The sequence below is a fragment of the Bradyrhizobium sp. S3.12.5 genome (assembly GCF_040548225.1).
GTDB classification, from domain to species: Bacteria; Pseudomonadota; Alphaproteobacteria; order Rhizobiales; family Xanthobacteraceae; genus Bradyrhizobium; species Bradyrhizobium cytisi.
The window spans coordinates 29,837-56,095 of the sequence record NZ_JBEPRF010000024.1 but is presented as its reverse complement, the minus strand read 5'-3'; the positions used below and the strand labels follow the sequence as shown (position 1 = coordinate 56,095).

22 protein-coding genes are annotated in these 26,259 nt (G+C 65.0%); 12 read left to right on the top strand and 10 right to left on the bottom strand.

The features are described 5' to 3' along the window. Window positions 1-121 precede the first annotated feature (121 nt). From ABIC09_RS29515 to ABIC09_RS29495, 5 genes are all read left to right on the top strand, one after another. Complete coding sequence (locus tag ABIC09_RS29515; RefSeq protein ID WP_354111456.1) at window positions 122-3,091, top strand: 2-oxoglutarate dehydrogenase E1 component; 2,970 nt, start codon at window positions 122-124, stop codon at window positions 3,089-3,091. 199 nt (window positions 3,092-3,290) lie between these two features. Next, a complete protein-coding gene (gene odhB, locus ABIC09_RS29510) occupies window positions 3,291-4,529 on the top strand; it encodes a 2-oxoglutarate dehydrogenase complex dihydrolipoyllysine-residue succinyltransferase (protein WP_354031118.1) in 1,239 nt (412 codons plus the stop codon). Between the two features lie 55 nt (window positions 4,530-4,584). After that, window positions 4,585-5,346, top strand: coding sequence for an SDR family oxidoreductase (locus tag ABIC09_RS29505; protein ID WP_502917714.1), 762 nt, complete (start codon window positions 4,585-4,587; stop codon window positions 5,344-5,346). 57 nt (window positions 5,347-5,403) lie between these two features. After that, window positions 5,404-6,804, top strand: a complete 1,401-nt coding sequence (lpdA, locus tag ABIC09_RS29500) for a dihydrolipoyl dehydrogenase (protein ID WP_148755128.1) — start codon at window positions 5,404-5,406, stop codon at window positions 6,802-6,804. Between the two features lie 32 nt (window positions 6,805-6,836). Next, on the top strand, window positions 6,837-7,367 hold the full coding sequence (locus ABIC09_RS29495) for a hypothetical protein (protein ID WP_354086587.1): 531 nt from the start codon (window positions 6,837-6,839) through the stop codon (window positions 7,365-7,367). 164 nt (window positions 7,368-7,531) lie between these two features. Here ABIC09_RS29495 and ABIC09_RS29490 read toward each other — a convergent pair whose 3' ends face one another. Then, the gene (locus ABIC09_RS29490) at window positions 7,532-8,125 is read right to left on the bottom strand and encodes a DUF4337 domain-containing protein (RefSeq protein WP_148755130.1); all 594 of its coding nucleotides are present in this window, start codon (window positions 8,123-8,125) and stop codon (window positions 7,532-7,534) included. Between the two features lie 103 nt (window positions 8,126-8,228). Further along, window positions 8,229-9,194 (bottom strand): tyrosine recombinase XerC, encoded by a 966-nt coding sequence (locus ABIC09_RS29485; protein WP_148755131.1) that lies wholly within the window; start codon window positions 9,192-9,194, stop codon window positions 8,229-8,231. Window positions 9,195-9,317: 123 nt separating this feature from the next. On the opposite strand from ABIC09_RS29485, the gene ABIC09_RS29480 reads away from it, so the two are divergent. Then, window positions 9,318-11,528, top strand: coding sequence for a primosomal protein N' (locus ABIC09_RS29480; RefSeq protein WP_354111454.1), 2,211 nt, complete (start codon window positions 9,318-9,320; stop codon window positions 11,526-11,528). Window positions 11,529-11,817: 289 nt separating this feature from the next. Here ABIC09_RS29480 and ABIC09_RS29475 read toward each other — a convergent pair whose 3' ends face one another. Then, a complete protein-coding gene (locus ABIC09_RS29475; protein ID WP_148755133.1) occupies window positions 11,818-12,327 on the bottom strand; it encodes a septal ring lytic transglycosylase RlpA family protein in 510 nt (169 codons plus the stop codon). A 659-nt stretch (window positions 12,328-12,986) separates the two neighbouring features. Between ABIC09_RS29475 and ABIC09_RS29470 the strand changes: the two genes are divergently transcribed. The 6 genes from ABIC09_RS29470 (at window position 12,987) to ABIC09_RS29445 (ending at window position 19,937) form a co-directional block, all read left to right on the top strand. Then, window positions 12,987-13,547: a F0F1 ATP synthase subunit delta gene (locus ABIC09_RS29470; protein ID WP_354111453.1), complete on the top strand. Its 561-nt coding sequence runs from the start codon at window positions 12,987-12,989 to the stop codon at window positions 13,545-13,547. Next, entirely contained in the window at window positions 13,547-15,076 is a 1,530-nt protein-coding gene (gene atpA / locus ABIC09_RS29465; RefSeq protein WP_148755135.1) for a F0F1 ATP synthase subunit alpha, read from the top strand. Before ABIC09_RS29470 ends, atpA begins: the two co-directional genes overlap by 1 nt. Window positions 15,077-15,252: 176 nt before the next feature. Beyond that, window positions 15,253-16,128 (top strand): F0F1 ATP synthase subunit gamma, encoded by an 876-nt coding sequence (locus tag ABIC09_RS29460; protein ID WP_148755136.1) that lies wholly within the window; start codon window positions 15,253-15,255, stop codon window positions 16,126-16,128. A gap of 52 nt (window positions 16,129-16,180) precedes the next feature. After that, window positions 16,181-17,623 carry a F0F1 ATP synthase subunit beta gene (atpD, locus tag ABIC09_RS29455; protein ID WP_148755137.1) on the top strand — a complete coding sequence of 481 codons (1,443 nt, stop codon included), beginning with the start codon at window positions 16,181-16,183 and terminating at the stop codon, window positions 17,621-17,623. Between the two features lie 98 nt (window positions 17,624-17,721). Next, complete coding sequence (locus ABIC09_RS29450; protein ID WP_354031114.1) at window positions 17,722-18,129, top strand: F0F1 ATP synthase subunit epsilon; 408 nt, start codon at window positions 17,722-17,724, stop codon at window positions 18,127-18,129. 149 nt (window positions 18,130-18,278) lie between these two features. Continuing rightward, complete coding sequence (locus ABIC09_RS29445; protein WP_354111452.1) at window positions 18,279-19,937, top strand: adenylate/guanylate cyclase domain-containing protein; 1,659 nt, start codon at window positions 18,279-18,281, stop codon at window positions 19,935-19,937. A 13-nt stretch (window positions 19,938-19,950) separates the two neighbouring features. Here the strand turns inward: ABIC09_RS29445 and ABIC09_RS29440 are convergent, their stop codons facing one another. The 7 genes from ABIC09_RS29440 to rsfS form a co-directional block, all read right to left on the bottom strand. Beyond that, window positions 19,951-20,451 carry an RNA pyrophosphohydrolase gene (locus tag ABIC09_RS29440; RefSeq protein ID WP_148755140.1) on the bottom strand — a complete coding sequence of 167 codons (501 nt, stop codon included), beginning with the start codon at window positions 20,449-20,451 and terminating at the stop codon, window positions 19,951-19,953. A 63-nt stretch (window positions 20,452-20,514) separates the two neighbouring features. Then, entirely contained in the window at window positions 20,515-21,021 is a 507-nt protein-coding gene (locus ABIC09_RS29435) for an RNA pyrophosphohydrolase (RefSeq protein ID WP_354031653.1), read from the bottom strand. 64 nt (window positions 21,022-21,085) lie between these two features. Further along, on the bottom strand, window positions 21,086-22,306 hold the full coding sequence (locus ABIC09_RS29430; RefSeq protein WP_354111451.1) for a divergent polysaccharide deacetylase family protein: 1,221 nt from the start codon (window positions 22,304-22,306) through the stop codon (window positions 21,086-21,088). Window positions 22,307-22,450: 144 nt separating this feature from the next. Then, on the bottom strand, window positions 22,451-23,809 hold the full coding sequence (locus tag ABIC09_RS29425; RefSeq protein ID WP_354031111.1) for a S41 family peptidase: 1,359 nt from the start codon (window positions 23,807-23,809) through the stop codon (window positions 22,451-22,453). After that, entirely contained in the window at window positions 23,806-25,161 is a 1,356-nt protein-coding gene (locus ABIC09_RS29420; protein ID WP_354111450.1) for a murein hydrolase activator EnvC family protein, read from the bottom strand. Before ABIC09_RS29420 ends, ABIC09_RS29425 begins: the two co-directional genes overlap by 4 nt. A 31-nt stretch (window positions 25,162-25,192) precedes the next feature. Next, window positions 25,193-25,675, bottom strand: coding sequence for a 23S rRNA (pseudouridine(1915)-N(3))-methyltransferase RlmH (gene rlmH, locus ABIC09_RS29415; protein ID WP_148755144.1), 483 nt, complete (start codon window positions 25,673-25,675; stop codon window positions 25,193-25,195). Window positions 25,676-25,779: 104 nt separating this feature from the next. Further along, the gene (gene rsfS, locus ABIC09_RS29410; protein ID WP_148755145.1) at window positions 25,780-26,136 is read right to left on the bottom strand and encodes a ribosome silencing factor; all 357 of its coding nucleotides are present in this window, start codon (window positions 26,134-26,136) and stop codon (window positions 25,780-25,782) included. Window positions 26,137-26,259: the final 123 nt, after the last annotated feature.

Here is a 26,259-nt window from a genome sequence, read left to right as displayed (position 1 = left end):
TTTCCGGGCGAAGTTTCGCAGCAAATAGGATAAATGGTGCCTGTCGCGCTGAGCCCCTGCCGGGGAGCTCAGCGTGAGCGCCGTTTGTTATGCGCGAACCGAAATCGCCAGGAACTCAAGTATGTCTCGCCAAGACGCGAACGCAGCCTTTGCCCTCTCATCCTTTTTGCAGGGCACCAACGCCACCTACATCGACGAAATCTACGCCCGCTACGAGAAGGACCCGTCCTCGGTCGACGCCGAGTGGCAGGAGTTCTTCAAGAGCCTCAACGACCAGCCCGCTGTCGTCCGCAAGAACGCCGAAGGCCCGTCCTGGGAACGCGCCAACTGGCCGCTGACCCCGAAGGACGACCTGACCTCCGCGCTCGACGGCAACTGGGCCGAGGTCGAGAAGGCGATCGGCACCAAGATCGCCGCCAAGGCGCAAGCCAAGGGGGCTGACAAGGGCGCGGATGTCTCTTCCCCAGATGTGCTCCAGGCCACGCGCGATTCGGTCCGCGCGCTGATGCTGATCCGCTCCTACCGCATGCGCGGTCACTTCCACGCCAAGCTCGATCCGCTCGGCATCGAAGCCCCGCGCAACCGCGAAGAGCTCGATCCCCGCACCTACGGCTTCAGCGAGGCCGATTTCGACCGCAAGATCTTCCTCGATCACGTGCTCGGTCTCGAATACGCCAACTTGCGTGAGATCACCGCGATCTGCGAGCGCACCTACTGCCAGACGCTCGGCGTCGAGTTCATGCACATCAGCAATGCCGCCCAGAAGGCCTGGATCCAGGAGCGCATCGAGGGTCCGGACAAGGAAATCTCCTTCACCCGCGAAGGCCGTCGCGCCATCCTGATGAAGCTGGTCGAAGCCGAAGGCTTCGAGAAATTCTGCGATACCAAGTTCACCGGCACCAAGCGCTTCGGCCTCGATGGCGCTGAATCGCTGATCCCCGCGCTCGAGCAGATCATCAAGCGCGGCGGCAATCTCGGCGTGAAGGAAGTCGTGGTCGGCATGCCGCATCGCGGCCGCCTCAACGTGCTGACGCAGGTGATGGGCAAGGCCCATCGCGCGCTGTTCCATGAATTCAAAGGCGGCTCGGCCAATCCCGACGCGGTCGAAGGCTCGGGCGACGTCAAGTACCACCTCGGCGCGTCCTCGGACCGCGAGTTCGACGGCAACCGCATCCATCTGTCGCTGACCGCGAACCCCTCGCATCTCGAGATCGTCGATCCCGTCGTGCTCGGAAAAGTTCGCGCCAAGCAGGACCAGCACGGCGATCCGCCGGACCAGCGCATCTCGGTGATGCCGCTGCTCATGCATGGCGACGCCGCGTTCGCCGGCCAGGGCGTGGTCGCGGAATGTTTTGGTCTGTCGGACCTGAAGGGCTACCGCACCGGCGGTTCCGTGCACTTCATCGTCAACAACCAGATCGGCTTCACCACCTATCCGCGCTATTCGCGCTCCTCGCCTTACCCGTCGGACGTGGCGAAGATGATCGACGCGCCGATCTTCCACGTGAACGGCGACGATCCGGAAGCCGTAGTGTTCGCGGCCAAGGTCGCGACCGAGTTCCGGCAGAAGTTCCACAAGCCCGTCGTCATCGACATGTTCTGCTACCGCAGGCATGGCCACAACGAAGGCGACGAGCCGGCGTTCACCCAGCCGGTGATGTACAAGAAGATCGCGGCTCATCCGACGACGCTGGAGCTCTACGCCCGCCGCCTGATCGGCGAAGGCGTGATGACCGAGGGCGAGGTCGACAAGGCCAAGGCCGACTGGCGCGCGCGGCTCGATGCCGAGTTCGAGGCCGGCACCTCCTACAAGCCGAACAAGGCCGACTGGCTCGACGGCAAGTGGGCCGGGTTCAAGATCGCGGACCAGGAAGAGGATGCGCGGCGCGGCGTCACCGGTGTCGACGTCACCGCGCTGAAGGACATCGGCCGCAAGATCACCAAGGTGCCGGACGGTTTCCGCGTTCACCGCACCATCCAGCGGTTTCTCGAGAACCGCTCGAAGGCGATCGACACCGGCGCCGGCATCGACTGGGCAACCGGCGAGGCGTTGGCGTTCTGCACGCTGCTCAACGAGAACCACCACGTGCGCCTGTCAGGCCAGGATTCGGAGCGCGGCACCTTCTCGCAGCGCCACTCGGTCCTGATCGACCAGGAGGACGAGAGCCGCTACACGCCGTACAACCATCTCGGCCACGAGCAGGGCCATTACGAGGTCATCAACTCGCTGCTGTCGGAAGAAGCCGTGCTCGGCTTCGAATACGGCTATTCGCTGGCCGAGCCGAACACGCTGACCCTGTGGGAAGCCCAGTTCGGCGATTTCGCCAACGGTGCGCAGGTCGTGTTCGACCAGTTCATCTCCTCGGGCGAACGCAAATGGCTGCGCATGTCCGGTCTCGTCTGCCTGTTGCCGCACGGCTATGAGGGCCAGGGACCGGAGCACTCCTCGGCGCGTCTGGAGCGTTATCTGCAGATGTGCGCGGAAGACAACATGCAGGTGGTCTATCCGACCACGCCCGCGAACTACTTCCACGTGCTGCGCCGCCAGCTTCATCGCGAGATCCGCAAGCCGCTGATCGTGATGACGCCAAAGTCGCTGCTGCGCCACAAGCGCGCGGTGTCGCGTCTGGAGGAGCTCGCGAAGGGAACGACGTTCCACCGCATCCTTTATGATGACGCCCAGATGCAGCCGAGCGAGGCCAACAAGCTCGTTCCGGACGACAAGATCCGCCGGATCGTGCTGTGCTCGGGCAAGGTCTATTACGACCTCTACGAGGAGCGCGAGAAGCGCGGCATCGACGACATCTACCTGATGCGCGTCGAGCAGCTCTATCCGGTGCCGCTGAAGGCGCTGGTGGCCGAGCTGTCCCGCTTCAAGAAGGCCGAAGTGATCTGGTGCCAGGAAGAGCCGCGCAATATGGGCGCGTGGCACTTCATCGAGCCCTATCTGGAATGGGTGCTGAACCAGGTGAACGGCGTGAGCCGGCGTCCGCGGTATGTCGGCCGCGCCGCTTCCGCCGCGACCGCCACTGGTCTGATGTCCAAGCATCAGGCGCAGTTGAAGGCGTTCCTGGACGAAGCATTGAGCTAAGAAGTTTTCAAGACGTCGTCATGCCCCGCCCAGTGCGCAATCGCGCACAAGGGCGGGGCATCCAGTATTCCGCGGCGCTCGTTTTAATCACGAAAGTCTCGGCGTACTGGATTGCCCGCCCCCGTGCGCAAGCGCGCACAAGGCGGGCAATGACGTATGAAATTCACGACCGCATTGGCGATCCCTTAAGGAAAAGACCATGACTGAAATTCGTGTGCCGACGCTCGGCGAATCCGTCACCGAGGCCACCATCGGCCGCTGGTTCAAGAAGGCCGGCGATCCCGTCGCCGTCGACGAGCCCTTGGTGGAGCTCGAGACCGACAAGGTCACCATCGAGGTCCCGGCGCCCTCCGCCGGCACGCTGAGCGAGATCATCGCCGCTGACGGTACGACCGTTGCGGTCGGCGCGCTGCTCGGCCAGATCACCGAAGGTGCCGCCGGTGCAAAGCCGGCTGCTGCTCCCGCCAAGGCCGCCGCCGCTGCTCCGGCGCCTGCTGCTGCGGCTCCCGCTCCGGCTGCGAAGGCGCCGCCGGCCGATGCGCCGCTCGCCCCGTCCGTGCGAAAACTCTCCGCCGAGACCGGCGTCGATGCCTCGACCGTTCCGGGCTCGGGCAAGGATGGCCGCGTCACCAAGGGCGACATGCTCGCCGCGATCGAGCGTGCGGCGTCTGCGCCGACCCCGGTCAACCAGCCCGCCGCCGCCGTGCAGGTGCGCAGCGCCTCGCCGGCCGACGACGCCGCCCGCGAAGAGCGCGTCAAGATGACCCGCCTGCGCCAGACCATCGCGCGCCGCCTCAAGGACGTGCAGAACACCGCGGCCATGCTGACGACCTTCAACGAGGTCGACATGACCAACGTCATGGCGCTGCGGGCCCACTACAAGGATGCGTTCGAGAAGAAGCACGGCTCGAAGCTCGGCTTCATGGGCTTCTTCACCAAGGCCGTCGTGCAGGCGCTGAAGGACATCCCGGCCGTCAACGCCGAGATCGACGGCACCGACCTGATCTACAAGAACTATTATCACATCGGCGTCGCCGTCGGCACCGACAAGGGTCTCGTCGTGCCGGTCGTGCGCGATTGCGACAACAAGTCGATTGCCGACATTGAGAAGGGCATCGCCGATTTCGGTCGCCGCGCCCGTGACGGCCAGCTCAAGATCGACGAGATGCAGGGCGGCACCTTCACCATCACCAATGGCGGCATCTACGGCTCGCTGATGTCGACCCCGATCCTGAACGCGCCGCAGTCCGGCATTCTCGGCATGCACAAGATCCAGGATCGCCCGATGGTCGTCGGCGGCAAGGTCGAGGTCCGCCCGATGATGTATCTGGCGCTGTCCTACGATCACCGCGTCATCGACGGCAAGGAAGCCGTGACCTTCCTGGTTCGCGTCAAGGAGAGCCTGGAAGATCCGGCGCGCCTGGTGCTGGACCTCTGATCCCCGATGCTCTGCCAGCGCCGTCGCCGCTTTGCGCGACGGCGTGTGTCGAACCATGGAGGCGCGCGTGACCGATAAAATCGTTGTCATCACCGGCGGCAGCCGCGGCATCGGGCGGGCGACCGCGCTTGCGGCAGCCGCGCGCGGCTACCGCGTCGTGGTCGGCTATGCCAGCAACAGGAAGGCCGCCGACGAGGTCGTCGCCGCGATCATGGCCGGCAACGGCAAGGCCATCGCGGTGAAATGCGATGTCGGCGAGGAAAGCGATATCGTCGACCTGTTCAAGCAAGCCGACCAGTTCGGCACGCTTGCCGCACTTGTCAACAATGGCGGCGTCGTCGGCAAGAGCGGCGTGCGCGTCGACGAGATGTCGGCCGAGCGCATCCAGCGCGTCATGGCGGTCAACGTTACCGGCTCCATCCTCTGTGCGCGCGAAGCGGTGAAGCGGATGTCGACCAGGCATGGCGGCAAGGGTGGCGTCATCGTCAATCTGTCATCGGTTGCTGCCAAGCTTGGTGCGCCCAACACCTATGTCGACTATGCCGCGTCCAAGGGCGCGATCGATTCCTTCACCATCGGTCTCGGCTATGAGGTCGCCAGCGAAGGCATCCGCGTCGCCGGTATTCGCCCCGGCCTGATCGATACCGAAATCCACGCCTCCGGCGGCGAGCCGGACCGGCACCACCGCCTGGCCCATCTGGTTCCGATGAAGCGCGTCGGCACCGCTGATGAAATCGCCAATGCCATCGTCTGGCTGATGTCGGACGATGCCTCCTACGTCACCTCAGCCATTCTCGATGTGTCCGGCGGACGCTGACGCGCCGCGCGGACGCTGACACATCCTCATCACGCTAAACTTACGGGACTTTCTCTCATGGCTACCTACGATCTCGTCGTCATCGGCACCGGACCGGGCGGTTATGTCTGCGCGGTGCGCGCCAGCCAGCTCGGCATGAAGGTCGCCGTGGTCGAAAAGGACGCAACGCTCGGCGGCACCTGCCTCAATGTCGGCTGCATGCCGTCGAAGGCGCTGCTGCACGCCTCCGAGATGTTCGAGGAAGCCGGGCACTCCTTTGCCAAGATGGGCGTGTCCGTCTCCACGCCGAAGCTCGAGCTGCCGGCGATGATGAACTTCAAGCAGCAGGGCATCGACGGCAACGTCAAGGGCGTCGAGTTCCTGATGAAGAAGAACAAGGTCGACGTGCTCAAGGGCACCGGCAAGATCTTGGGCACCGGCAAGGTCGAAGTCTCCGCCGACGGCAAGTCGCAGGTGATCGAGACCAGGAACATCGTGATTGCCACCGGTTCGGACATCGCGCGCCTCAAGGGCATCGAGATCGACGAGAAGCGCATCGTGTCGTCGACTGGCGCGTTGTCGCTGGACAAGGTCCCGGGCAAGCTTCTCATCGTCGGCGCCGGCGTGATCGGCCTCGAGCTCGGCTCGGTCTGGAAGCGGCTCGGTGCTGAGGTCGTTGTCGTTGAATTCCTGGACCGCATCCTGCCCGGCATGGACGGCGAGATCGCCAAGCAATTCCAGCGCATCCTCGAGAAGCAGGGCTTTGCGTTCAAGCTCGGTGCCAAGGTCACCGCGGTCGACACCTCAGGCAAGACGCTGAAGGCGACCATCGAGCCGGCGGCCGGCGGCGCCGCCGAGACGCTCGAAGCCGACGTCGTGCTCGTCTGCATCGGCCGCGTGCCCTACACCGACGGGCTCGGCCTGAAGGAAGCCGGCGTCGCGCTCGATCCCCGTGGCCGCGTGCAGATCGATCCGCATTTCGCCACCAGCCTGAAGGGGGTCTATGCCATCGGCGACGTCGTCGCCGGCCCGATGCTCGCGCACAAGGCCGAGGATGAAGGCGTGGCGGTTGCGGAGATCATTGCGGGCCAGGCCGGTCACGTGAACTACGACGTTATTCCAGGCGTCGTGTATACCACCCCGGAAGTGTCCTGCGTCGGCAAGACCGAGGAAGAGCTGAAGCAGGCCGGCGTGGCTTATACGGTCGGGAAGTTTCCCTTTACCGCCAACGGCCGCTCCAAGGTCAATCAGACCACTGACGGTTTTGTGAAGATCCTCGCGGATGCGAAGACCGATCGCGTGCTCGGCGTGCACATCATCGGCATCGAGGCCGGCGAAATGATCCATGAAGCCTGCGTTCTCATGGAGTTTGGCGGCAGTGCGGAGGATCTCGCCCGCACCTGCCATGCGCATCCGACCCGCTCGGAAGCCATCAAGGAAGCCGCGCTTGCAGTCGGCAAGCGGGCCATCCATATGTAGGTTCGCCCAGAGCCGAATCGGGCGGGAAACATATGCTGCGCCGCCTTCTTCAACCGGTCTGGGTCCTGCTGGCGATCATCTTTTTGATCGAAGCCTGGCTGTGGGACCATTGCGAGCCGATCGTTGCGCGGGTTGTCGCGCTGATCCCGCTCGCCCGGTTCAAGGACTGGCTTTCGGAGCGCGTCGACGCGCTCTCCCCGGCGATGACGTTGATCGTCTTCGTCGTCCCGATCATCCCGCTGTTTCCGCTCAAGCTGGTCGGCCTGTGGCTGCTCACGCATGAATACTGGACCAGCGCGCTCTTCACGATCCTGTTTGCCAAGATGCTCGGCGTCGGCGTCACCGCCTTCGTGTTCGACGTCACGCGCGACAAGCTTCTGGAGATGCACTGGTTCGAGCGGCTCTACGAGCTGGTGCTGAAGCTGCGCGCCAAGGCCGCCGAGATCGTCGATCCGGTCAAGCGGCGCATCAAGGAGCTCGTCAGAGGCAACGGCGAAGGCTGGTCCTCGCGCACGCTCCGCCTGATCCAGCGCTTCCGCAAGAGCGTGCACGAAGCGCGGTAGCCGTTCGCCACACACTCACTGTCGTTGCCCGCCTTGTGCGCACTTGCGCACTGGGGCGGGCGATCCAGTATTCCAGAGACAGCGAGATTAGAACCGAGGAGCCGCGGCGTACTGGATGCCCCGGCCAAGCCGGGGCATGACAGCGGTGTGCGTGGCAGCGCCCCTCACCCGTGCAGATGCAACAAATGCGGCGACCATGCGCCGAGCACGGTCATGCCAAGTCCGGCGAGCGTCAGCAGGCCGGCGATCCAGGCGAGCGGCAGCATGCCGGTGATGATGGTGGCCGACGCCAGCACGATGCCGATCTGGAATGCGGCCGACGCCAGCTCGAAGTGATGGTACTTCGCGGTCGCCTCGTCGCGCACGTGCTCGGCTTCCTTGGCCTTCTCGGCGAGCTGCTCGGTGCCTTCGCCGGTCTCGGGCTCGGAGCGGTAGCGCGCCGCGGTCTTCTGCCAATCGTCGATCTGCTTCTGCACCGCGGCCTTCATGGCGTCGTCGGTGGCGGCGCCCAGTGTCAGCTTGCCCTGGTCGGCGGCGGTCTGGACCACGGTGCGGCGGATGCTCTTGGCCTGGAAGAACGCCCAGAGGTTGGAGGCCTCGACGTTCTTGCTGATCGACTCGGTCTGGGCGCCCTTGCCGAGCGTCTCGGAGATCGCCAGGAACAGCGCCAGCACCGCGATCAACAGGGCGATCTTCTTGTTCTCGCCGGATGCGTGCTCGGCATGCTCGGCGTGCTCCATGCTTTCGTGTGCGCTCATAAATCCCTCCTGCCTCGGTTCCGCAACGATTGACCGAACCGCGCGGCCTGCGCAAGAGGCATGCTCGCCAACAGAGCCTGCTATGACAGCTTCATGTCAGGTGTCAGCGCCTTGGATGCGCGCTCGCATAGACTTCCAGCAGCCGCTCGGAATCGATGCCGGTGTAGATCTGCGTGGTCGAGAGCGAGGAATGGCCGAGCAATTCCTGGATCGCACGCAGATCGCCACCGCGCGAGAGCAGATGCGTGGCGAAGGAGTGCCGCAGCGCGTGCGGCGTAGCGCTGTCGGGTAGTCCAAGCGCGCCGCGCAGCCGCTCCATCGCGAGCTGGATGATCCGCGGGCTCAGCGGACCGCCGCGGGCGCCGACGAAGATCGGCCCGTCCTGTGGCAGCGCATACGGGCACATCGCAACATATTCCTGCACCAGCGCGAGCACGTTTTGCAGCACCGGCACCATGCGGGTCTTGTTGCCTTTGCCTGTCACGATCAGCACGTCGCCTTCGCCTGCCTTCGGCACCTCGCGGCGCTTCAGGCCCAGCGCTTCGGAGATGCGCAGGCCCGAGCCATACAGCAGTGCCATCACGGCCGCGTCGCGCACCAGAATCCAGGTCTCGCGATCCTCGCCGGCGCGCTCGTCGGCGTCAGCCAGGCGCTTTGCCGACGCCATCGGCAGCGGCTTCGGCAAGGTTTTTGCGACCTTCGGCGCGCGGATCGCGGAGAGTGCTCCGACCTTGCCCTTGCCTTCGCGCTCCAGGAAGCGGCCGAAGGAGCGCAGGCCCGCGAGCGCGCGCATCAGGGAACGGCCGGCAATATCGTCGGCGCGCCGCATCGCCATGAAGGCGCGGATATCGGTGGCTTCCAGCGACGCAAACCGCGCCAGCGTCACGCGTTCACCCCAATGGCTGCACAGGAAATCCAGGCATTGCCGCAAGTCGCGGCCATAGGCCTCCAGCGTCTTCGGCGACAGCCGCCGTTCGGCGCCGAGATGCGCCAGCCAGCGTGCCATCTCCTGCGCGATGTCAGGATCGGCGCTGGCGAGCTCGATTGGAGGGGCGGCCGCTTTGCTCATGCGCTCTGGACGTAATGATTCCGCACAGTATATCGCATCACACCCGTTTACTGTTCGCTAAGGCGACGCCACGGCGCTAGCCTCAACTCCCCCAGGTTCCGATTCTCCGTCCAAAAATCATTCATGGATCATTCGTCGCGCACCCAGACCGCCCCCGCCACCGCGACCCGCATGGTCGACGTGCTGGTGCCGGTCGCGCTCGACCAGACCTATTCCTACAAGGTGCCGCGCGGCATGGAGCTGAAGGCCGGCGATCTCGTCGGCGTGCCGCTCGGGCCTCGCGAGGTGCTCGCCGTGGTCTGGGCGGAAAACGCCAATCCCGATCCGCGCCTCCACAACCGCCTCAAGGAGGTCAACGAGAAGCTCGATCTTCCCCCGCTCAAGGGTGATCTGCGCGCGGTCGTCGACTGGGTCGCCAATTACACGCTGAGCCCGCGTGGCATGGTGCTGCGCATGTGCCTGCGGATGGGCGAGCATCTCGGGCCCGAGCGCGTGCGTGCCGGCGTGCGTCTGGCTGGCGATCCCCCGCGGCGGCTGACGCCGGCACGTCAGCGCGTGATCGAGGTGCTGTCGGACCGGCTGCTGCACGCCAAATCCGAGGCCGCGAAGGAAGCCGGCGTGTCGGCCGGCGTGATCGACGGCCTCGTCGACGAGGGCACGCTCACGGTCGAGCCGATGCCGCCCCCGCCTCCGCCGCCGGCGCCCGATCCGGATTTCGGCCGGCCGGATTTTTCGCCGCTGCAGCGGGCCGGCGTGGATGCGATGCGCGCGCTCGCGGCCAACGGCACCTTCCACGTCGCACTGCTCGACGGCGTCACCGGCTCGGGCAAGACCGAGGTCTACTTCGAAGCCGTTGCGGAATCGATCCGCCGCGGCAAGCAGACGCTGATCCTGATGCCGGAGATCGCGCTCACCGGCCAGTTTCTCGATCGTTTCGCGCAACGTTTTGGCGTGCGCCCGATCGAGTGGCACTCCGAGCTCACGCCGCGTACCCGCGCGCGCAATTGGTCGGCGATTGCCGAGGGCAGCGCGCCGGTCGTGGTCGGCGCGCGCTCGGCGCTGTTTCTGCCTTACGCCAATCTCGGCCTCATCGTCGTCGATGAAGAGCACGACCAGGCCTACAAGCAGGACGAGGGCGTGCATTATCACGCCCGCGACATGGCGGTGGTGCGCGCACATATCGCCAAGATCCCGATCGTGCTGGCCTCTGCCACGCCGTCGGTCGAGTCCGAGGTCAATGCGCGCAAGAACCGCTATCAACGCATCGCGCTGCCGTCGCGCTTCGGCGGCCAGCACATGCCGCATATCGAGGCGATCGACATGCGCCGCGAGCCGCCCGCGCGCGGCCGCTTCATCTCGCCGCGGCTGGCCGGCGAGATCAGAACCGCGATCGAGAAGCGCGAGCAGGCGCTGCTGTTCCTCAATCGCCGCGGTTATGCGCCGCTAACGCTCTGCCGCGCCTGCGGCCATCGCTTCGCCTGCACCATCTGCGATGCCTGGCTGGTCGATCACCGCTTTCGCCAGCGTCTCGTTTGTCATCACTGCGGCTTCTCGATGCCGCGTCCGCAGACCTGCCCGCATTGCGCGGCGGAGGAATCGCTGGTCGCGGTCGGGCCCGGCGTCGAGCGCCTGCAGGAGGAGGCGGCCGCGCTGTTTCCGGAGGCGCGCACCATCGTGCTGTCGAGCGATCTCATCACCTCGATCGAGACGATGCGTTCCGAACTTGCCGAGATCGCGGAGGGCCGCGTCGACATCATCATCGGCACGCAGCTCGTCGCCAAGGGCCACAATTTTCCGCGGCTCAACCTGGTCGGCGTGGTCGATGCGGATCTCGGCCTTTCCAATGGCGATCCGCGTGCGGCGGAGCGGACCTGGCAATTGCTCAACCAGGTGATCGGCCGTGCCGGGCGTGAGCAGGGCCGCGGCGTCGGCTATCTCCAGACCCATCAGCCGGATCACCCCGTGATGAAGGCGCTGATCGCCTGCGACCGCGAGGCCTTCTACGACAGCGAGATCGATCTGCGCGAGAAGACGCTCTATCCGCCGTTCGGCCGGCTCGCGAGCCTGATCATCTCGGCCGGCGACCGTCCGAGCGCAGAAGGCCTGGGCCGCAAGCTCGTTGCGCTCGCGCCGCGCGACGAGCGCGTGGTGGTGCTGGGCCCGGCCGAAGCCCCGCTCGCCGTGATCAAGGGCCGCTACCGCTTCCGCATCCTGGTGAAATCGGCGCGCGGTTTTGATCTCTCCGATTATCTGCGGAACTGGCTCGCGGTATGCCCGAAGCCGAAGGGCAATCAAAAGCTCGAGGTCGATGTCGATCCGCAGAGCTTTTTGTAAGAGATCGCTCTCTCCTCTCGTGCCCCGGACGCGGCGCAGCGTCTCTTCGACGGTGCGCTGCAGAGCCGGGGGCCATGTCGCAAGGGAACTCGCTGCTTCTGGGTCCCGGCTCTGCGCCGCAACGCCAAGCGGCGTTGCAGCTTGTCCGGGACACGTGCGTCATGACAGCCAACAAAAAGCCCGCGGTCCCCCAAGACCACGGGCTTGTCTCACGCGCGCATCAAACTGCTCATGTCCATGCGGACGATGATGAAAACTGCGCGTGCGAGGTGAGGCGCTCAGCGCGCCGTTAGGAGACGACTTCCGCGGTGACGCGGCCGACGCCGGCACCGGTGAGGCCGATGGCGCGGGCAGCGCCGGTGGAGAGGTCCAGCACGCGGCCGCGCACGAACGGGCCACGGTCATTGATGGTGACGATGACGCTCGAGCCGCCATGGGTGACGCGCAGCTTGGTGCCGAACGGCAGCGAACGGTGCGCTGCGGTCATGGCGTTCTGGTTGAAGCGCTGGCCCGAGGCGGTGCGGCTGCCGGACTCGTTGCCGTAAAAGGACGCCATGCCCGAGAAGCTGCGGCCCGTGCCCGACGACGGCGTCATCGACGCACTGGCGTTGCGCCAATCGGAGGTCGCGTTGGTATCGTCCTGGGCGTGGTGGCGGTGTTGATGGTGAGAGTAGCTGTGGTGATGCCTGGATTTGGCGGAAGCTTCGGTGGCAGTTCCCCCGACGAGGAGAGTTGCGGCGGCGAAAGCGATCGCCGTAGGCGGCCGGGTCAGAGCGCCCAGCGTCTTCAAAGACAGCATTTAGTGGTCCCTACGCTAGTATTGCCACATATGTGGCCAGTGGAGCCCCCATCAGTTTGTGAGCGGGTTGGCGTTTCGATTCCTAATGAGGCATGAATTGGGCAGTAGTTCTGTTATGTGTCGTGATGAAATATCTTGTGACCCGCGCGGATATTCCCGGGGATGTTCCGTAATCTTTCGCTTTAACAATTTGTTAACCCAAGTATTACTTCAGAATACTGTAGATGGAAGTCGTCGGCTTCAACATTTAGAATTCGATAAGTATTCGACGGACGAGCGCGGCGCGGATCTGGTCACGCCTCAGCGAGCCGTGTTCATGGCCGCTATGCGCTGAGGGCAGGAACGAATGGGCCACTTGCCGACGTAACGGTCGTGGCAATTCCGTGGCATGGCAGGTTCACGGCAGGTTGCTGGCGGGCCGGCGATCGATGACCGCAGCGTGCGACGAACTGGCGGGAAACTGCCGGGCCTTTAAGTTGCCGTCATGTTGCACGTGCGCGCCTGCTATGTTAGCAAAGCCGCGATTTTAACGGACCCGGCACGTCCCGTGTCGGCCGAGAATCAAAGTCCCGCTTGAATTCCAAGGGCTTGGATCGCTAGGCGCCGCTTCGTGGCGACGGTTTTTCCCTTGCGAATTTAACAGCTAAAAGAGCGCGTCTGTGGCTGCAGAAGATACGTCCGTTTCAGGTGTGTCGGGCCGTTATGCAACGGCCTTGTTTGAACTGGCCCGCGACCAGAAGGTGGTCGACGAGGTCAAGGCCGATCTCGAGCGGTTCGAGGGTCTGCTGAATGAAAGCGCCGATCTCAAGCGCCTCGTCCGCAGCCCTGTGTTCGCGGCCGATGCCCAGTCCAGGGCCCTTTCGGCCGTCCTGGACAAGGCAGGCATCGCCGGCATCTCCGCCAATTTCCTGAAAGTGCTGACCGCCAACCGCCGCCTGTTCGTGGTGGCTGACGTCATTCGCGCCTATCGCGCCCTTCTCGCCAAGTTCAAGGGCGAGGCGACCGCGGATGTCGCCGTGGCGGAGGCGCTCTCGGACAAGAATCTCGACGCCCTCAAGGTCGCCCTGAAGTCGGTGACCGGCAAGGACGTCGCGCTCAACGTGAAGATCGATCCCTCGATCATCGGTGGCCTCGTCGTGAAGCTTGGCAGCCGCATGATCGATAGTTCGCTTCGCACCAAACTCAATTCGATCAAGCACGCGATGAAAGAGGCAGGCTGATGGACATCCGCGCCGCGGAAATTTCCGCGATCCTCAAGGACCAGATCAAGAATTTCGGCCAGGAAGCTGAAGTCTCCGAAGTCGGACAGGTGCTGTCCGTCGGCGACGGTATCGCTCGCGTCTACGGTCTGGACAACGTCCAGGCCGGTGAAATGGTCGAGTTCGAGAACGGCACCCGCGGCATGGCGCTGAACCTCGAGACCGACAATGTCGGCGTCGTTATTTTCGGTGCCGACCGCGAGATCAAGGAAGGCCAGACCGTCAAGCGTACCCGCGCCATCGTGGACGCGCCGGTCGGCAAGGGCCTGCTCGGCCGCGTTGTCGACGGCCTCGGCAATCCGATCGACGGCAAGGGCCCGATCCAGGCCGACAAGCGCATGCGCGTCGACGTCAAGGCGCCGGGCATCATTCCCCGCAAGTCGGTGAACGAGCCGATGGCGACCGGCCTCAAGGCGATCGATGCCCTGATCCCGATCGGCCGCGGCCAGCGCGAGCTGATCATCGGTGACCGTCAGACCGGCAAGACCGCGATCGCGCTCGACACCATCCTGAACCAGAAGCCGCTCAACGCGCAGCCCGACGAGAACATCAAGCTGTACTGCGTCTACGTCGCGATCGGTCAGAAGCGTTCCACCGTTGCCCAGTTCGTGAAGGTGCTGGAAGAGCAGGGCGCGCTCGAATACTCGATCATCGTCGCCGCCACCGCGTCGGATCCGGCGCCGATGCAGTACATCGCGCCGTTCACCGGCTGCACCATGGGCGAGTATTTCCGCGACAACGGCATGCACGCCGTCATCATCTATGACGATCTGTCCAAGCAGGCCGTCGCTTACCGCCAGATGTCGCTGCTGCTGCGCCGCCCGCCGGGTCGCGAAGCTTATCCCGGCGACGTGTTCTATCTGCACTCCCGCCTGCTCGAGCGCGCGGCGAAGCTGAACAAGGACCAGGGCTCCGGCTCGCTGACGGCATTGCCGGTCATCGAAACCCAGGCCAACGACGTGTCGGCCTACATTCCGACCAACGTCATCTCGATCACCGACGGTCAGATCTTCCTGGAAACCGACCTGTTCTTCCAGGGCATCCGTCCCGCGGTGAACGTCGGTCTGTCGGTGTCGCGCGTCGGTTCTTCGGCGCAGACCAAGGCCACCAAGAAGGTCGCCGGCAAGATCAAGGGCGAGCTCGCGCAGTACCGCGAAATGGCGGCGTTCGCGCAGTTCGGCTCCGACCTCGATGCCTCGACCCAGCGCCTGCTCAATCGTGGCTCGCGCCTGACCGAACTCCTGAAGCAGCCGCAGTTCTCGCCGCTGAAGATGGAGGAGCAGGTCTGCGTGATCTGGGCCGGCACCAACGGCTATCTCGATCCGCTTCCGGTCAACAAGGTGCGCGCGTTCGAGGACGGTCTGCTGTCGCTGCTGCGCGGCAAGAACACCGAGATCCTCAATTCGATCCGCGACACCCGCGACCTCACCGACGACACCGCTGCCAAGCTGAAGTCGGTGGTCGAGGGCTACGCGAAGTCTTTCGCATAAGAACACCGTCACGGCCGGGCTAAAGCGCGAAGCGCGTCTTCGCAATTGATGTCCCGGCCATCCACGCCTAGCCGTGTGGAAGATGAGACGTGGATGCCCGGGACGAGCCCGGGCATGATGACTGGGATAGGCTCGTGGCTTGGCTGTAAGGGCCGAACCGCCGGGGTGAACGAAGAATGGCGTCACTTAAAGACATGCGCGTCCGCATCGCCTCCACCAAGGCGACGCAAAAGATCACCAAGGCCATGCAGATGGTCGCGGCGTCCAGGTTGCGCCGCGCCCAGCAAGCGGCCGAGGCGGCGAGGCCCTATGCCGACAAGATGAGCGCCGTGATCTCCAACATCGCCGGCGCCGCTGCAGGCTCGCCCGGTGCGCCGGCGCTGCTCGCCGGCACCGGCCGTGACCAGGTTCACCTGCTGCTGGTCTGCACCGGCGAGCGCGGCCTGTCCGGCGCCTTCAACTCCTCGATCGTGCGCCTCGCCCGCGAGCGCGCCCAGGCGCTGATTGCCCAGGGCAAGGAAGTCAAATTCTTCTGCGTCGGCCGCAAGGGCTACGAGCAGCTCCGCCGCCTCTACGACAAGCAGATCGTCGAGCACCTCGACCTGCGCGGCGTTCGTCAGCTCGGCTTCATCAACGCCGAGGACATCGCCAGGAAGGTGCTGGCCCGTTTCGACGCCGGCGAGTTCGACGTCTGCACGCTGTTCTATGCGCAGTTCAAGTCGGTGATTGCCCAGATCCCGACCGCGCAGCAGATCATTCCGCTCGTCGTCGAGGAAAAGGCGGCGAACGCGCCGACGACGTCCTATGAATACGAGCCGGAGGAGGATGAACTCCTCTCCGGCCTGTTGCCGCGCAACATCGCGGTGCAGATCTTCCGCGCGCTCCTGGAAAACAACGCCTCGTTCTACGGCGCGCAGATGAGCTCGATGGACAACGCCACCCGCAACGCGGGTGAAATGATTCGCAAGCAAACCCAGATCTACAACCGAACCCGTCAAGCCCAGATCACCAAGGAGCTGATCGAGATCATCTCCGGCGCCGAGGCGGTCTGACGCACGAACCAAACGACGGTCGTTCAAGTACAGAATTTCGAAGGAGAGCTTCATGGCTACAGCAGCTAACCAGGTCGGTCGCGTCACCCAGGTCATGGGCGCCGTCGTCGACGTTCAGTTCGAAGGCCACCTGCCGGCCATTCTCAATTCGCTGGAAACCAAGAACGGCAACATCCGCCTTGTGCTGGAAGTTGCGCAGCATCTCGGTGAGTCCACCGTGCGCACGATCGCGATGGACGTGACCGAAGGTCTGGTGCGCGGCCAGGCCGTGACCGACACCGGCCAGCCGATCGCGGTCCCGGTGGGCGACGGCACCCTCGGCCGCATCATGAACGTCATCGGCGAGCCGATCGACGAAGCCGGTCCGATCAAGTTCGAGGGCAAGCGCGCCATCCATCAGGAAGCGCCGAGCTACACCGACCAGTCGACCGAAGCTGAAATTCTCGTCACCGGCATCAAGGTCGTCGACTTGCTCGCGCCCTACGCCAAGGGCGGCAAGATCGGCCTGTTCGGCGGCGCCGGCGTCGGCAAGACCGTGCTGATTCAGGAGCTGATCAACAACGTCGCGAAGGCGCACGGCGGTTATTCCGTGTTCGCCGGCGTGGGCGAGCGTACCCGCGAGGGCAACGACCTCTATCACGAGTTCATCGAGTCCAAGGTCAACGCCGATCCGCACAATCCGGATCCGAGCGTGAAGTCGAAGTGCGCGCTGGTGTTCGGCCAGATGAACGAGCCGCCGGGCGCCCGCGCCCGCGTCGGCCTCACCGGTCTGACCGTCGCCGAGCACTTCCGCGACCAGGGCCAGGACGTGCTGTTCTTCGTCGACAACATCTTCCGCTTCACGCAGGCCGGCTCGGAAGTGTCGGCGCTGCTCGGCCGCATCCCGTCGGCGGTGGGTTATCAGCCGACGCTCGCCACCGACATGGGCGCGCTGCAGGAGCGCATCACCACCACGCAGAAGGGCTCGATCACCTCGGTGCAGGCCATTTACGTTCCGGCCGACGACTTGACCGATCCGGCGCCCGCGACCTCGTTCGCGCATTTGGACGCCACCACGGTGTTGAACCGCGCGATCTCGGAAAAGGGCATCTATCCGGCGGTGGATCCGCTCGACTCGACCTCGCGCATGCTCTCGCCGCTCGTCGTCGGGCAGGAGCACTACGACACCGCGCGTCAGGTCCAGCAAGTGCTCCAGCGCTACAAGTCGCTCCAGGACATCATCGCCATTCTCGGCATGGACGAGCTTTCGGAAGAGGACAAGCTGACGGTGGCCCGCGCCCGCAAGATCGAGCGCTTCCTGTCGCAGCCGTTCCACGTCGCCGAAATCTTCACCGGCTCGCCAGGCAAGTTCGTCGACCTCGCGGACACCATCAAGGGCTTCCGCGGCCTCTGCGAAGGCAAATATGACCACCTGCCGGAAGCCGCCTTCTACATGGTCGGCACCATCGAAGAGGCGATCGAGAAGGGTAAGAAGCTGGCGGCCGAGGCCGCCTAAGCTGGCGAATAGCGAATAGGGAGTGGCGAGTAGAATCTATTCGCCATTCGCTACTCGCCACTCTCGCCTGGTCGCTACTCACCATTCGCAGGTAACCCATGGCCACCTTCCACTTCGATCTCGTCTCTCCGGAAAAGCTCGCATTCTCGGGCGAGGTCGATCAGGTCGACATTCCCGGCGCCGAGGGTGATTTCGGCGTGCTGGCGGGTCATGCGCCGGTCGTGGCTGCGATCCGCCCCGGCATCCTCACCATCACCACCGGCGGTCGGCACGAGAAGATCATCGTGCTCGGCGGCCTCGCCGAAGTCTCCGAGAAGGGCCTGACCGTGCTCGCCGACGTCGCAACGTCGCTGGCCGAGCTCGACCGCGCCAAGTTCGCCGAGACCATCTCGGACATGGAAGAGGGCCTCAAGGAGCACGAAGGCACCGAGCTCGATCAGGCCATCGAGCGGCTCGATCACTACAAGAGCATCCAGCAGCAGCTCAGCTCCACGGCTATGCACTAAGCCCCGGCGCACTGCGTCGGGGCTCAAGCCTAGAATTCCTGAAAAAGTTCAGCGCTCGTCACAGCCGTGGCGGGCGCTGAAACTTTGTTGCACCGCGCCGCCGATAGCGGCATTCTGCCGCCGCGGATGAGGTTCCAGGGCTGGTGCAGATGAAGCGCAAGATCGCGGCGATTTTCGCGGCCGATATTGCCGGCTACTCAAGGCTGGTTGCGGAAGACGAGGAGGAGACGCTGCGGCGCCTGGCCTCCTACCGCGAAGTCATCGACGATTTTATCGCAAAGGCAAACGGCCGCATCTTCAACACCGCCGGCGATGCCGTGCTCGCGGAGTTTCCGAGCGCGGTCGATGCGGTGCGCTGCGCGATCGACATTCAGGAAAGCTTGCGAACCCGCAACATGGCCTATCCGCCGAGCCGGCAGATGTCGTTCCGCATCGGCATCACCATCGGCGACGTGGTCGAACGCGACGGCGATCTTCTCGGCGACGGCGTCAACATCGCAGCCCGGCTCGAGGGGCTGGCGGAGGTCGGCGGCATCTGCGTCTCCCGTGCCGTGCATGAGCAGGTCGCCAACAAGCTGTCGGTGCAGTTCGCCGATATCGGCGCGCAGGAAGTGAAGAATATCCCGACGCCGGTGCATGCCTATATGATCGCGATGCGGCGCGAGGACGGGACTTATGCGACGCCGCAGCTGAAGAAGGTCGCCAAGGCGCAGCCCGCGCCGAATTGGATGTGGCCGCTGGTCGTTGGCGTGGTCTCCGTCGTCGCCATCGGCGTCGGCGGCTTCCTCTATTTCACCAAGCTCGAGACCACCCAGCTGTCATCGACTGCGGCTGCGCCTTCGCCGAGCCCGGCCGCTGCGCTATCCCCAAGCCCGACGCCCACGATGGCGCCGATGCCCTCGCCTGTGCCGCCGTCAACACCGACACAAACGGCTGCCCTGACGCCGCCGCCGGCACCGACGCCCTCGCCGCCGGCCGCATCGGGCGGCAAGATCGCCGTGGACGCGGTGCCGTACATCGGCGAGCGGCAGCGCGCCTATCTCAGCAACGAATATTCCGCGGCCGGCGATTACAAGGCCTACGCCCTGAACATCGCCGGCTTCAACGGCTCCGCGCTCAACCAGCCGAACGAGGAGGCCGCGCGCAATGCGGCGCTCGACCAGTGCCAGAAGCGCGCGGACGCGGCGCAATCGCCGCGGCGCTGCGAGCTCTATGCGGTCGGCAACAAGGTCGTCTACAGCCATGGCAGCCCGCCGATGCCGCCGCAGCCCTGGGTGCGGCACGACACCATGACCGAGCGCCCGTTCGTCTCGAAAGACTTTCCGATGCTGCGTGATCAGGCCAGGACCCGGGTCGAGAACATCTACGCGCCGGCGGCAAAATCGCGCTCGGTCGCGCTCGGCCCGGCCGGGCAATATTTCATGGTGCTGGGGGCGGCATCGGTCGACGAGACGACGCGGCGTTCGCTGGAGTCCTGCGGCGCGATTGCGGGCTCGGCCTGCATGATCGTGGCGGTCGACGACAATTTCGTTGTGCCGATCCCGACTTTGCTCAAGCCCAACGGCTTCTTCCACGCCCCGACCAATCCCTCGATCGTGGCCGATGCGCGCGACGAGGTCGTGCGCAAGCTTGGCGATGGCATGGGCTGGAACGCGGTCGCCGTCGGCACCGCCGGCCGTCCCGGCCTCGGCCTGAAGGCCGCCGACGAGCAGACCGCCGTCAACGGCGCGCTGGCCGACTGCGTCAAGCACGACAGCGACTGCCACGTCATCGCGATCGGCCCGTTTACGGTCGGGCCGACCAACTAGTGCGAACGCGATTTCAGCTTGCGAAGGGCGAAAACTGCTGCGCTACCGCGCGGTAGACCTCGCGGCGGAACGGCACCACGACGTCGGCGACGCGGTCGAGCCGCTCCCAGCGCCATGCGTCGAACTCCGCGGGCTGGCCGTTGCGTGGCGTCAGCGGATCGATCTCGTCATCCTTGCCGGTGAAGCGCAGCGCGAACCACTTCTGGCGCTGACCGCGAAATTTTGCCAGCCGATGCGTCTGCGGTCCGTCGTAGGGCGGGAACTCGTAGGTGAGCCAGTCGGTCTCGCCGAGATAGTCGGCGCTGACGACGCTGGTCTCCTCCCAGAGCTCGCGCATCGCGGCATCGCGCAAGACCTCGCCCTCGTCGACGCCGCCTTGCGGCATCTGCCAGTCGAGCCCCGGCAAAATGATCTCGGGGCCGTCGCCCTTGAAGCGGTGCCCGATCAGCACACGGCCGTCGGCGTGGAACAGCGCGATCCCGACATTGGGACGGTAGGGTTTTTCGTTCGTCACGCGTGGATCTCTCGTTGTCAGCCCAGCCGGTGCCTTAGCACCAAAGCCGGATGACAATTCGATTTAGTCATCCGCGAGTGCGGAAAATTCCTTCACCACGCGCTCGTAGACCGGGCGCTTGAACGGGATGATCAGCCCGGTCAGGTTCTTCATCGGTTCCCAGCGCCAGCTGACGAATTCGGCCTTGTGGCCGCCGCCGCCCGGCTTCTCGACGTTGATCTCGCTGTCCTTGCCGGTGAAGCGCACCGCAAACCATTTCTGGCGCTGACCGCGGTAGCGTCCCTTCCAGGCGCGCCCTGCCACCGTGCGCGGGATGTCGTAAATCAGCCAGTCCGGAACCTCGCCGAGCCGCTCGATCGAGTGCACGCTGGTCTCTTCATAGAGCTCGCGTTTCGCGGCATCCCAGGTGTCCTCGCCGGGATCGACCCCGCCCTGCGGCATCTGCCAGACATGGCCGTCGTCGACCTGCTCGAGACCGCCGGCACGACGACCGATGAACACCAGGCCCTTCGCATTGATCAGCATCACCCCGACGCAGGTTCGGTAGGGCAGATCCTCATAACGCGCCATGCCGCCAAACCCCTCGCGTGCTGCCGGCAGGGCTGTCGGGCCCGTGCCGTACCAATTGTTTGATTTAGCTGGATTTTGATTTCAGCATCGCGGTTGTCAATGGCACCAAAAGGATACCTCGGTCGCTCAATGTCTTGATCCAGGCGCCGACCCGCTCGATCGAGACGGGCAGCGCCGAGGCGGTGCCGACGGCAACGCCGCGTTCCCGTGCGGTCGCTTCCAGCTTGTTCAGGGCGCGGTCGATCTCGGTCGGGGTCGGCACCGCGTCGAGCGCGATGTCGCCCTTGCCGAACGGCACGGCGAGGCTTCCTGCGGCCTGCGGCGCGATGCTGCGGGGCGAGGAGCCGTCGTCGAAGAAGCCAAGCCCGCGCCTGGAGGCCTCGCGGATGATCGGCTGCATCGCCGCATCGGTCGCCACGAAGCGGGCGCCCATGAAATTGGTGATGCCGACATAGCCCTGCATCCGGCTGAGGTGCCAGTACAGGCGGTCGGTGTTCTGGTCGGCGGTCAGCGAGGTCAATAGCGTTTGCGGCCCCGGATCGTTGTCCGGGAAGTCATAGGGCTCCATCGGGATCTGGAGGAAGATCTCGTGGCGCTGGGCGCGGGCGCGCTCGGCGAGCTTGCCGGGGTCGGCGCCGTAGGGCGTGAAGGCCAGCGTCACCGCGCCCGGCAGCTTCATGATCGCATCGGTGGTCTTGGCGGCGCCGACGCCGAGGCCGCCGATCACGATCGCCACCACCGGCATTTTCGCGGCTTTGGCGCGGTCGGCCTCGGCTGCGTAGACATTGAACGGCTTGAGATCGCCTGAGACCGCGGGGATCATGCCGTAGCGGGATTTCTCCAGCAGTTTGGGGTCGATCCCGGCCATGACGGCCGGCACTGCTGCGGCTGCCTCGCCCTTGTCGGCGGCGTCGCCGGCGCCGATCACCACGTTGTGGCGCGCGCCGGTGGAGCCGTCGATCATGGTGACGGTCTTCTGCTCGCCGGAGGCAGCCTCTTTCGGCGCCTCCTTAGTCGCGTGCTTGCTCTCTTGAGCGTGCTCCTCGCCGTGGCCGGCAGCAGGCTTCTCGTCTGTGGCTTTGGGATCGCGAATCGCGAGCCGCGTCATCGGTTCGCCGCCGAGCGGGTCCTTGTTGAAGATGGCGAAGCCGGCAAAGGCGACCAGGAACAGGCCGAGCATCATGGCCAGCGCCTGCTGGACCGTGAACGGCAGCCGCAGCCGCCGTTTTCGGCGCGGCTTGTCCTGTCCGAGCGGGGCGCTCAGATCATCGGCCGTTTCAGTCATGCGAGATCCCGAATCACTCCACCGACGATACCACGCCGAGGTCAAGCGGCGGCAGGCCGGGATAGGCCGGGGACGTCAGGAGTTCCACGCAAAAAGGGCGGCTCCTAAGAGCCGCCCTTTTCCGTAGGTTGCTGAGCTTGCGACTTAGTTCGCCGCTTTGGGCTTATCGGCTGCCGCCTTGTCGGTGGTGCCGGGCGTCGGCGCCGCGGAGGCGCTGTTCTTGATGCCGTGGAGCAGATCGTCGGCGAGCTTGAGCGCCTTGTCGTCCTTGGCATCCGGCGGGACGTAGGACTGCGAGCCGGTCTTCTCGTCGCCGTCGTTCTTGAGATGGCCGCGCAGCGAAGCCTCGCCCTTGGTGTCGGTGCGGGACTTCAGCTCGTCCGGCACGTCCTGGAGCACTTCGATGTCGGGCACGATGCCCTTGGCCTGGATCGACTTGCCCGACGGCGTGTAGTAGCGCGCGGTGGTGAGGCGCAGCGCGCCGTTGCCCGAGCCGAGCGGGATGATGGTCTGCACCGAGCCCTTGCCGAACGAGCGCGTGCCGACGATGGTCGCACGCTTGTGGTCCTGCAGCGCGCCGGCGACGATCTCGGACGCCGAGGCCGAGCCGCCGTTGACGAGCACGATGACCGGCTTGCCCTTGGTGAGGTCGCCCGCGTGCGCGGTGCGGCGCTGGGTCTCCTCGGCGTTGCGGCCGCGGGTCGACACGATCTCGCCCTTCTCCAGGAACGAGTCGGAGACAGTGACGGCCTCCTCGAGCAGGCCGCCCGGATTGTTGCGGAGGTCGATGACGTAGCCCTTGAGCTTGTCGCCGATCTGGGTCGAGAGGTTGGCGACCTCCCTCTTCAGGCCTTCGGTGGTCTGCTCGTTGAAGGTGGTGATGCGGATATAGGCGATGTCGTCAGCCTCGACGCGCGCGCGCACCGAACGGACGCGGATGTTGTCGCGCACCAGCGTGACGTCGATCGGATTGTCCTGGCCCTTGCGGATGATCTTGAGCTTGATCTTGGTGTTGACGGGGCCGCGCATCTTCTCGACCGCCTGGTTCAGGGTCAGGCCCTGCACCGCTTCATCGTCGAGATTGGTGATGATGTCGTTGGCCATGACACCGGCGCGCGAGGCGGGCGTGTCGTCGATCGGCGAGACCACCTTGATAAGGCCGTCCTCCATGGTGACCTCGATGCCGAGGCCGCCGAACTCGCCGCGGGTCTGCACCTGCATGTCGCGGAAGCTCTTGGCGTCCATGTAGCTCGAATGCGGATCGAGGCCGGTGAGCATGCCGCTGATCGCTGATTCGATCAGCTTGGTGTCGTCGGGCTTCTCGACATAGTCGGAGCGCACGCGCTCGAAGACGTCGCCGAACAGATTGAGCTGGCGATAGGTGTCGGCGGTCGCGGCTCGCGCGCTGGAGCCCATGAACACCGCGCGCGGCTGGGTCACGAACAGCGTCAGCGCCGCACCGGTCGCAGCGCTGAGGAGGATAACTGAAGTCTTGCGCATCATCCGCGAACCTTCTCGCCTTCATTTGCGGCCCACCATGGGCCTGGATCGATTGGAGTGCCGTCTTTGCGGAACTCGACATACAGCACAGGTTGACTCGCGTTCGTGGCGAGAATGGAGGCGACTTGAGATGTCGACCCCATGGTCGCGACCGGCTCCCCCGTGAGCACAAATTGTCCGATGTTGACCGAAATGCGCTCCATCCCGGCGATCAGGACATGATACCCGCCCCCGGCATTGAGGATCAAGAGTTGTCCATAGCTGCGGAACGGGCCGGCATACACCACCCAGCCGTCGCACGGCGTCGTGACCTGCGAACCGGGCTTGGTTGCCAGCGAAATGCCCTTCTGGAGCCCACCGAGCCCATCGGAACCGCCAAAGTCCCTGATCTTGTTACCGTTAACCGGCAACGGCAGGAGTCCCTTGGCTGAGGCGAACAGGATGGCCGGGCTGGTCCGGGAGCGGTCCTTGAACGCGGCCGGGCCGGGTTTGGCGTTGGCGGCCGCGTTTGCCGCTTCCTTGGCCTCGGCCTGCTTTGCGGCCTCGGCCGCCTTCTCGGCCGCCTTGGCTGCGCTTTGCAGGTCCTGCTCCATCTTGGCGATCAGCCCCTGCAGATCGCCGACCTGCTTTGACAGCGTGATGGCGCGCGAATTCTCGGCGTCGAGGTCCTTTTCGCGCGAGGACTGCTGGCGCTGCCGTTCGTCGACCAGGGCGGCGAGCCGGGTCTGGTCGCTGCGGATCCTGTCGCGGTCGGAGGCGAGCTGGTCGCGTTCGCTAGCGATGCTTTTGCGCAAGGTCACGAGCTCGCCGAGCTCGCCTGCGATCTTCTCGGCGCGGCCGCGCAATTCCGGCACGACGGCGCCGAGCAGCATCGCGGTGCGCAGCGATTGCAGCGCATCTTCGGGCCGCACCAGCAGCGCCGGCGGTGTGCGCCGTCCGGCGCGCTGCAGGGCCGCCAGCACCTCGACGATGTCGGCGCGGCGCGAATCGAGCGAGGTGCGGGCCTGCTGCTCGCGGCCGTTCAGCGTCTTCAGCCGCGCCTCGGCCTCGTCGATCTTGGTCTCGACGGTTCGGACATTGGCGGCGGTGTCGATCAATTGCTGATTGAGCTGGGTGCGGTCCTGGCCGAGCGAGGTGATCTCGGCCTTCAGCTTGGCCTGCGCCTCCTCCGCACTCTTCTTGCTTGCGCGCGCGGCTTCCAGCTCCTGCTCGCGCTGCTTGATAGCGTCGGGCGAGATGGCCGCGGTCTGTGGCGCCGGCGCCGCCGTCTGAGCTTGCGCGAGGCTTTCTTCAGCGAAGAGGCTTGCGCCGGCGCAGCTCGCAATCAGCAGCAAATTGAGGATCGGCGCTCGCATCTTGTCGGCAAGGTGCTCGTTGTGGCGCGAATCACGCGCGATGATAGGGATGGCCGGCCAGAATGGTGGCGGCCCGATACAGCTGTTCCAGAAGCATGACGCGGACCATTTGATGCGGCCAGGTCGCAGAGCCGAACGCGATCGCGAGCTTGGCCTTACGGCGCAATTCGGGCGAAAGTCCGTCCGCCCCTCCGATCACGAAGATAGTATGACCGGCGCCCTCGTCGCGCCAGCGCCCGAGATGCCGTGCGAATACGGTGGAATCGAGGTTTTGTCCGCGCTCGTCCAGCGCCACCAGGATCGACTTTTCGGGAATATGCGCGGCGATCGCCGCGGCCTCCTCAGTCATTCGCGTCGCGGTGTCGCGTGCGCGGCTCTCAGGAATTTCGTGGATGGTGAGCTCGCGAAATCCGAGCTTGCGGCCGGCCTCGTCGAACCGCTCGAAATAGCGGTCGGCAAGCTCCCGTTCGGGGCCCTGCTTCAGCCGGCCCACCGCAATGACAGCAACACGCATGAGGTTTCAGAGTCGTGTTTTCGAACCGCGCGCAATCCGCGCGCGCACGACGCTAGCATGCGCGTCAGCCGATTCGAAATCGGCCAGTCGCCTCTAAGATCGCGTCAGATCGCTTTCGCCGCCCCTGGGCCCTGCGTGTACAATCTCTCGAGATTGTAGAACTCACGGACCTCGGGTCTGAACACGTGCACGATCACATCGCCGGAATCGATCAGCACCCAGTCGCAATTGGGCAAGCCCTCGACGTGGATGTTCTTGATGCCGGTTTCCTTGAGGCTCTTTGCGACGTTCTCCGCGATCGCGCCAACGTGCCGGTTCACGCGGCCGGTGGTGACGATCATGTAGTCGGAGTATGCCGATTTGCCGCGAAGGTCGATGGTGACCGTCTCTTCCGCCTTCATGTCGTCGAGGCGGGAGAGGATCAGGTTCAGCGTCTTGTCGGCGTCGGGTTGCGCCTTCAAGGCTGCAGCTTTTGTCGATGTTTTACGCGTCGGTTTCGTAGCCTTGGGTAAAACAGACTTCGTTGAAGCTGACTTGGACAATACAGACGTGGCCAGGGACCATTCCTTTCACTGTATCGCGAG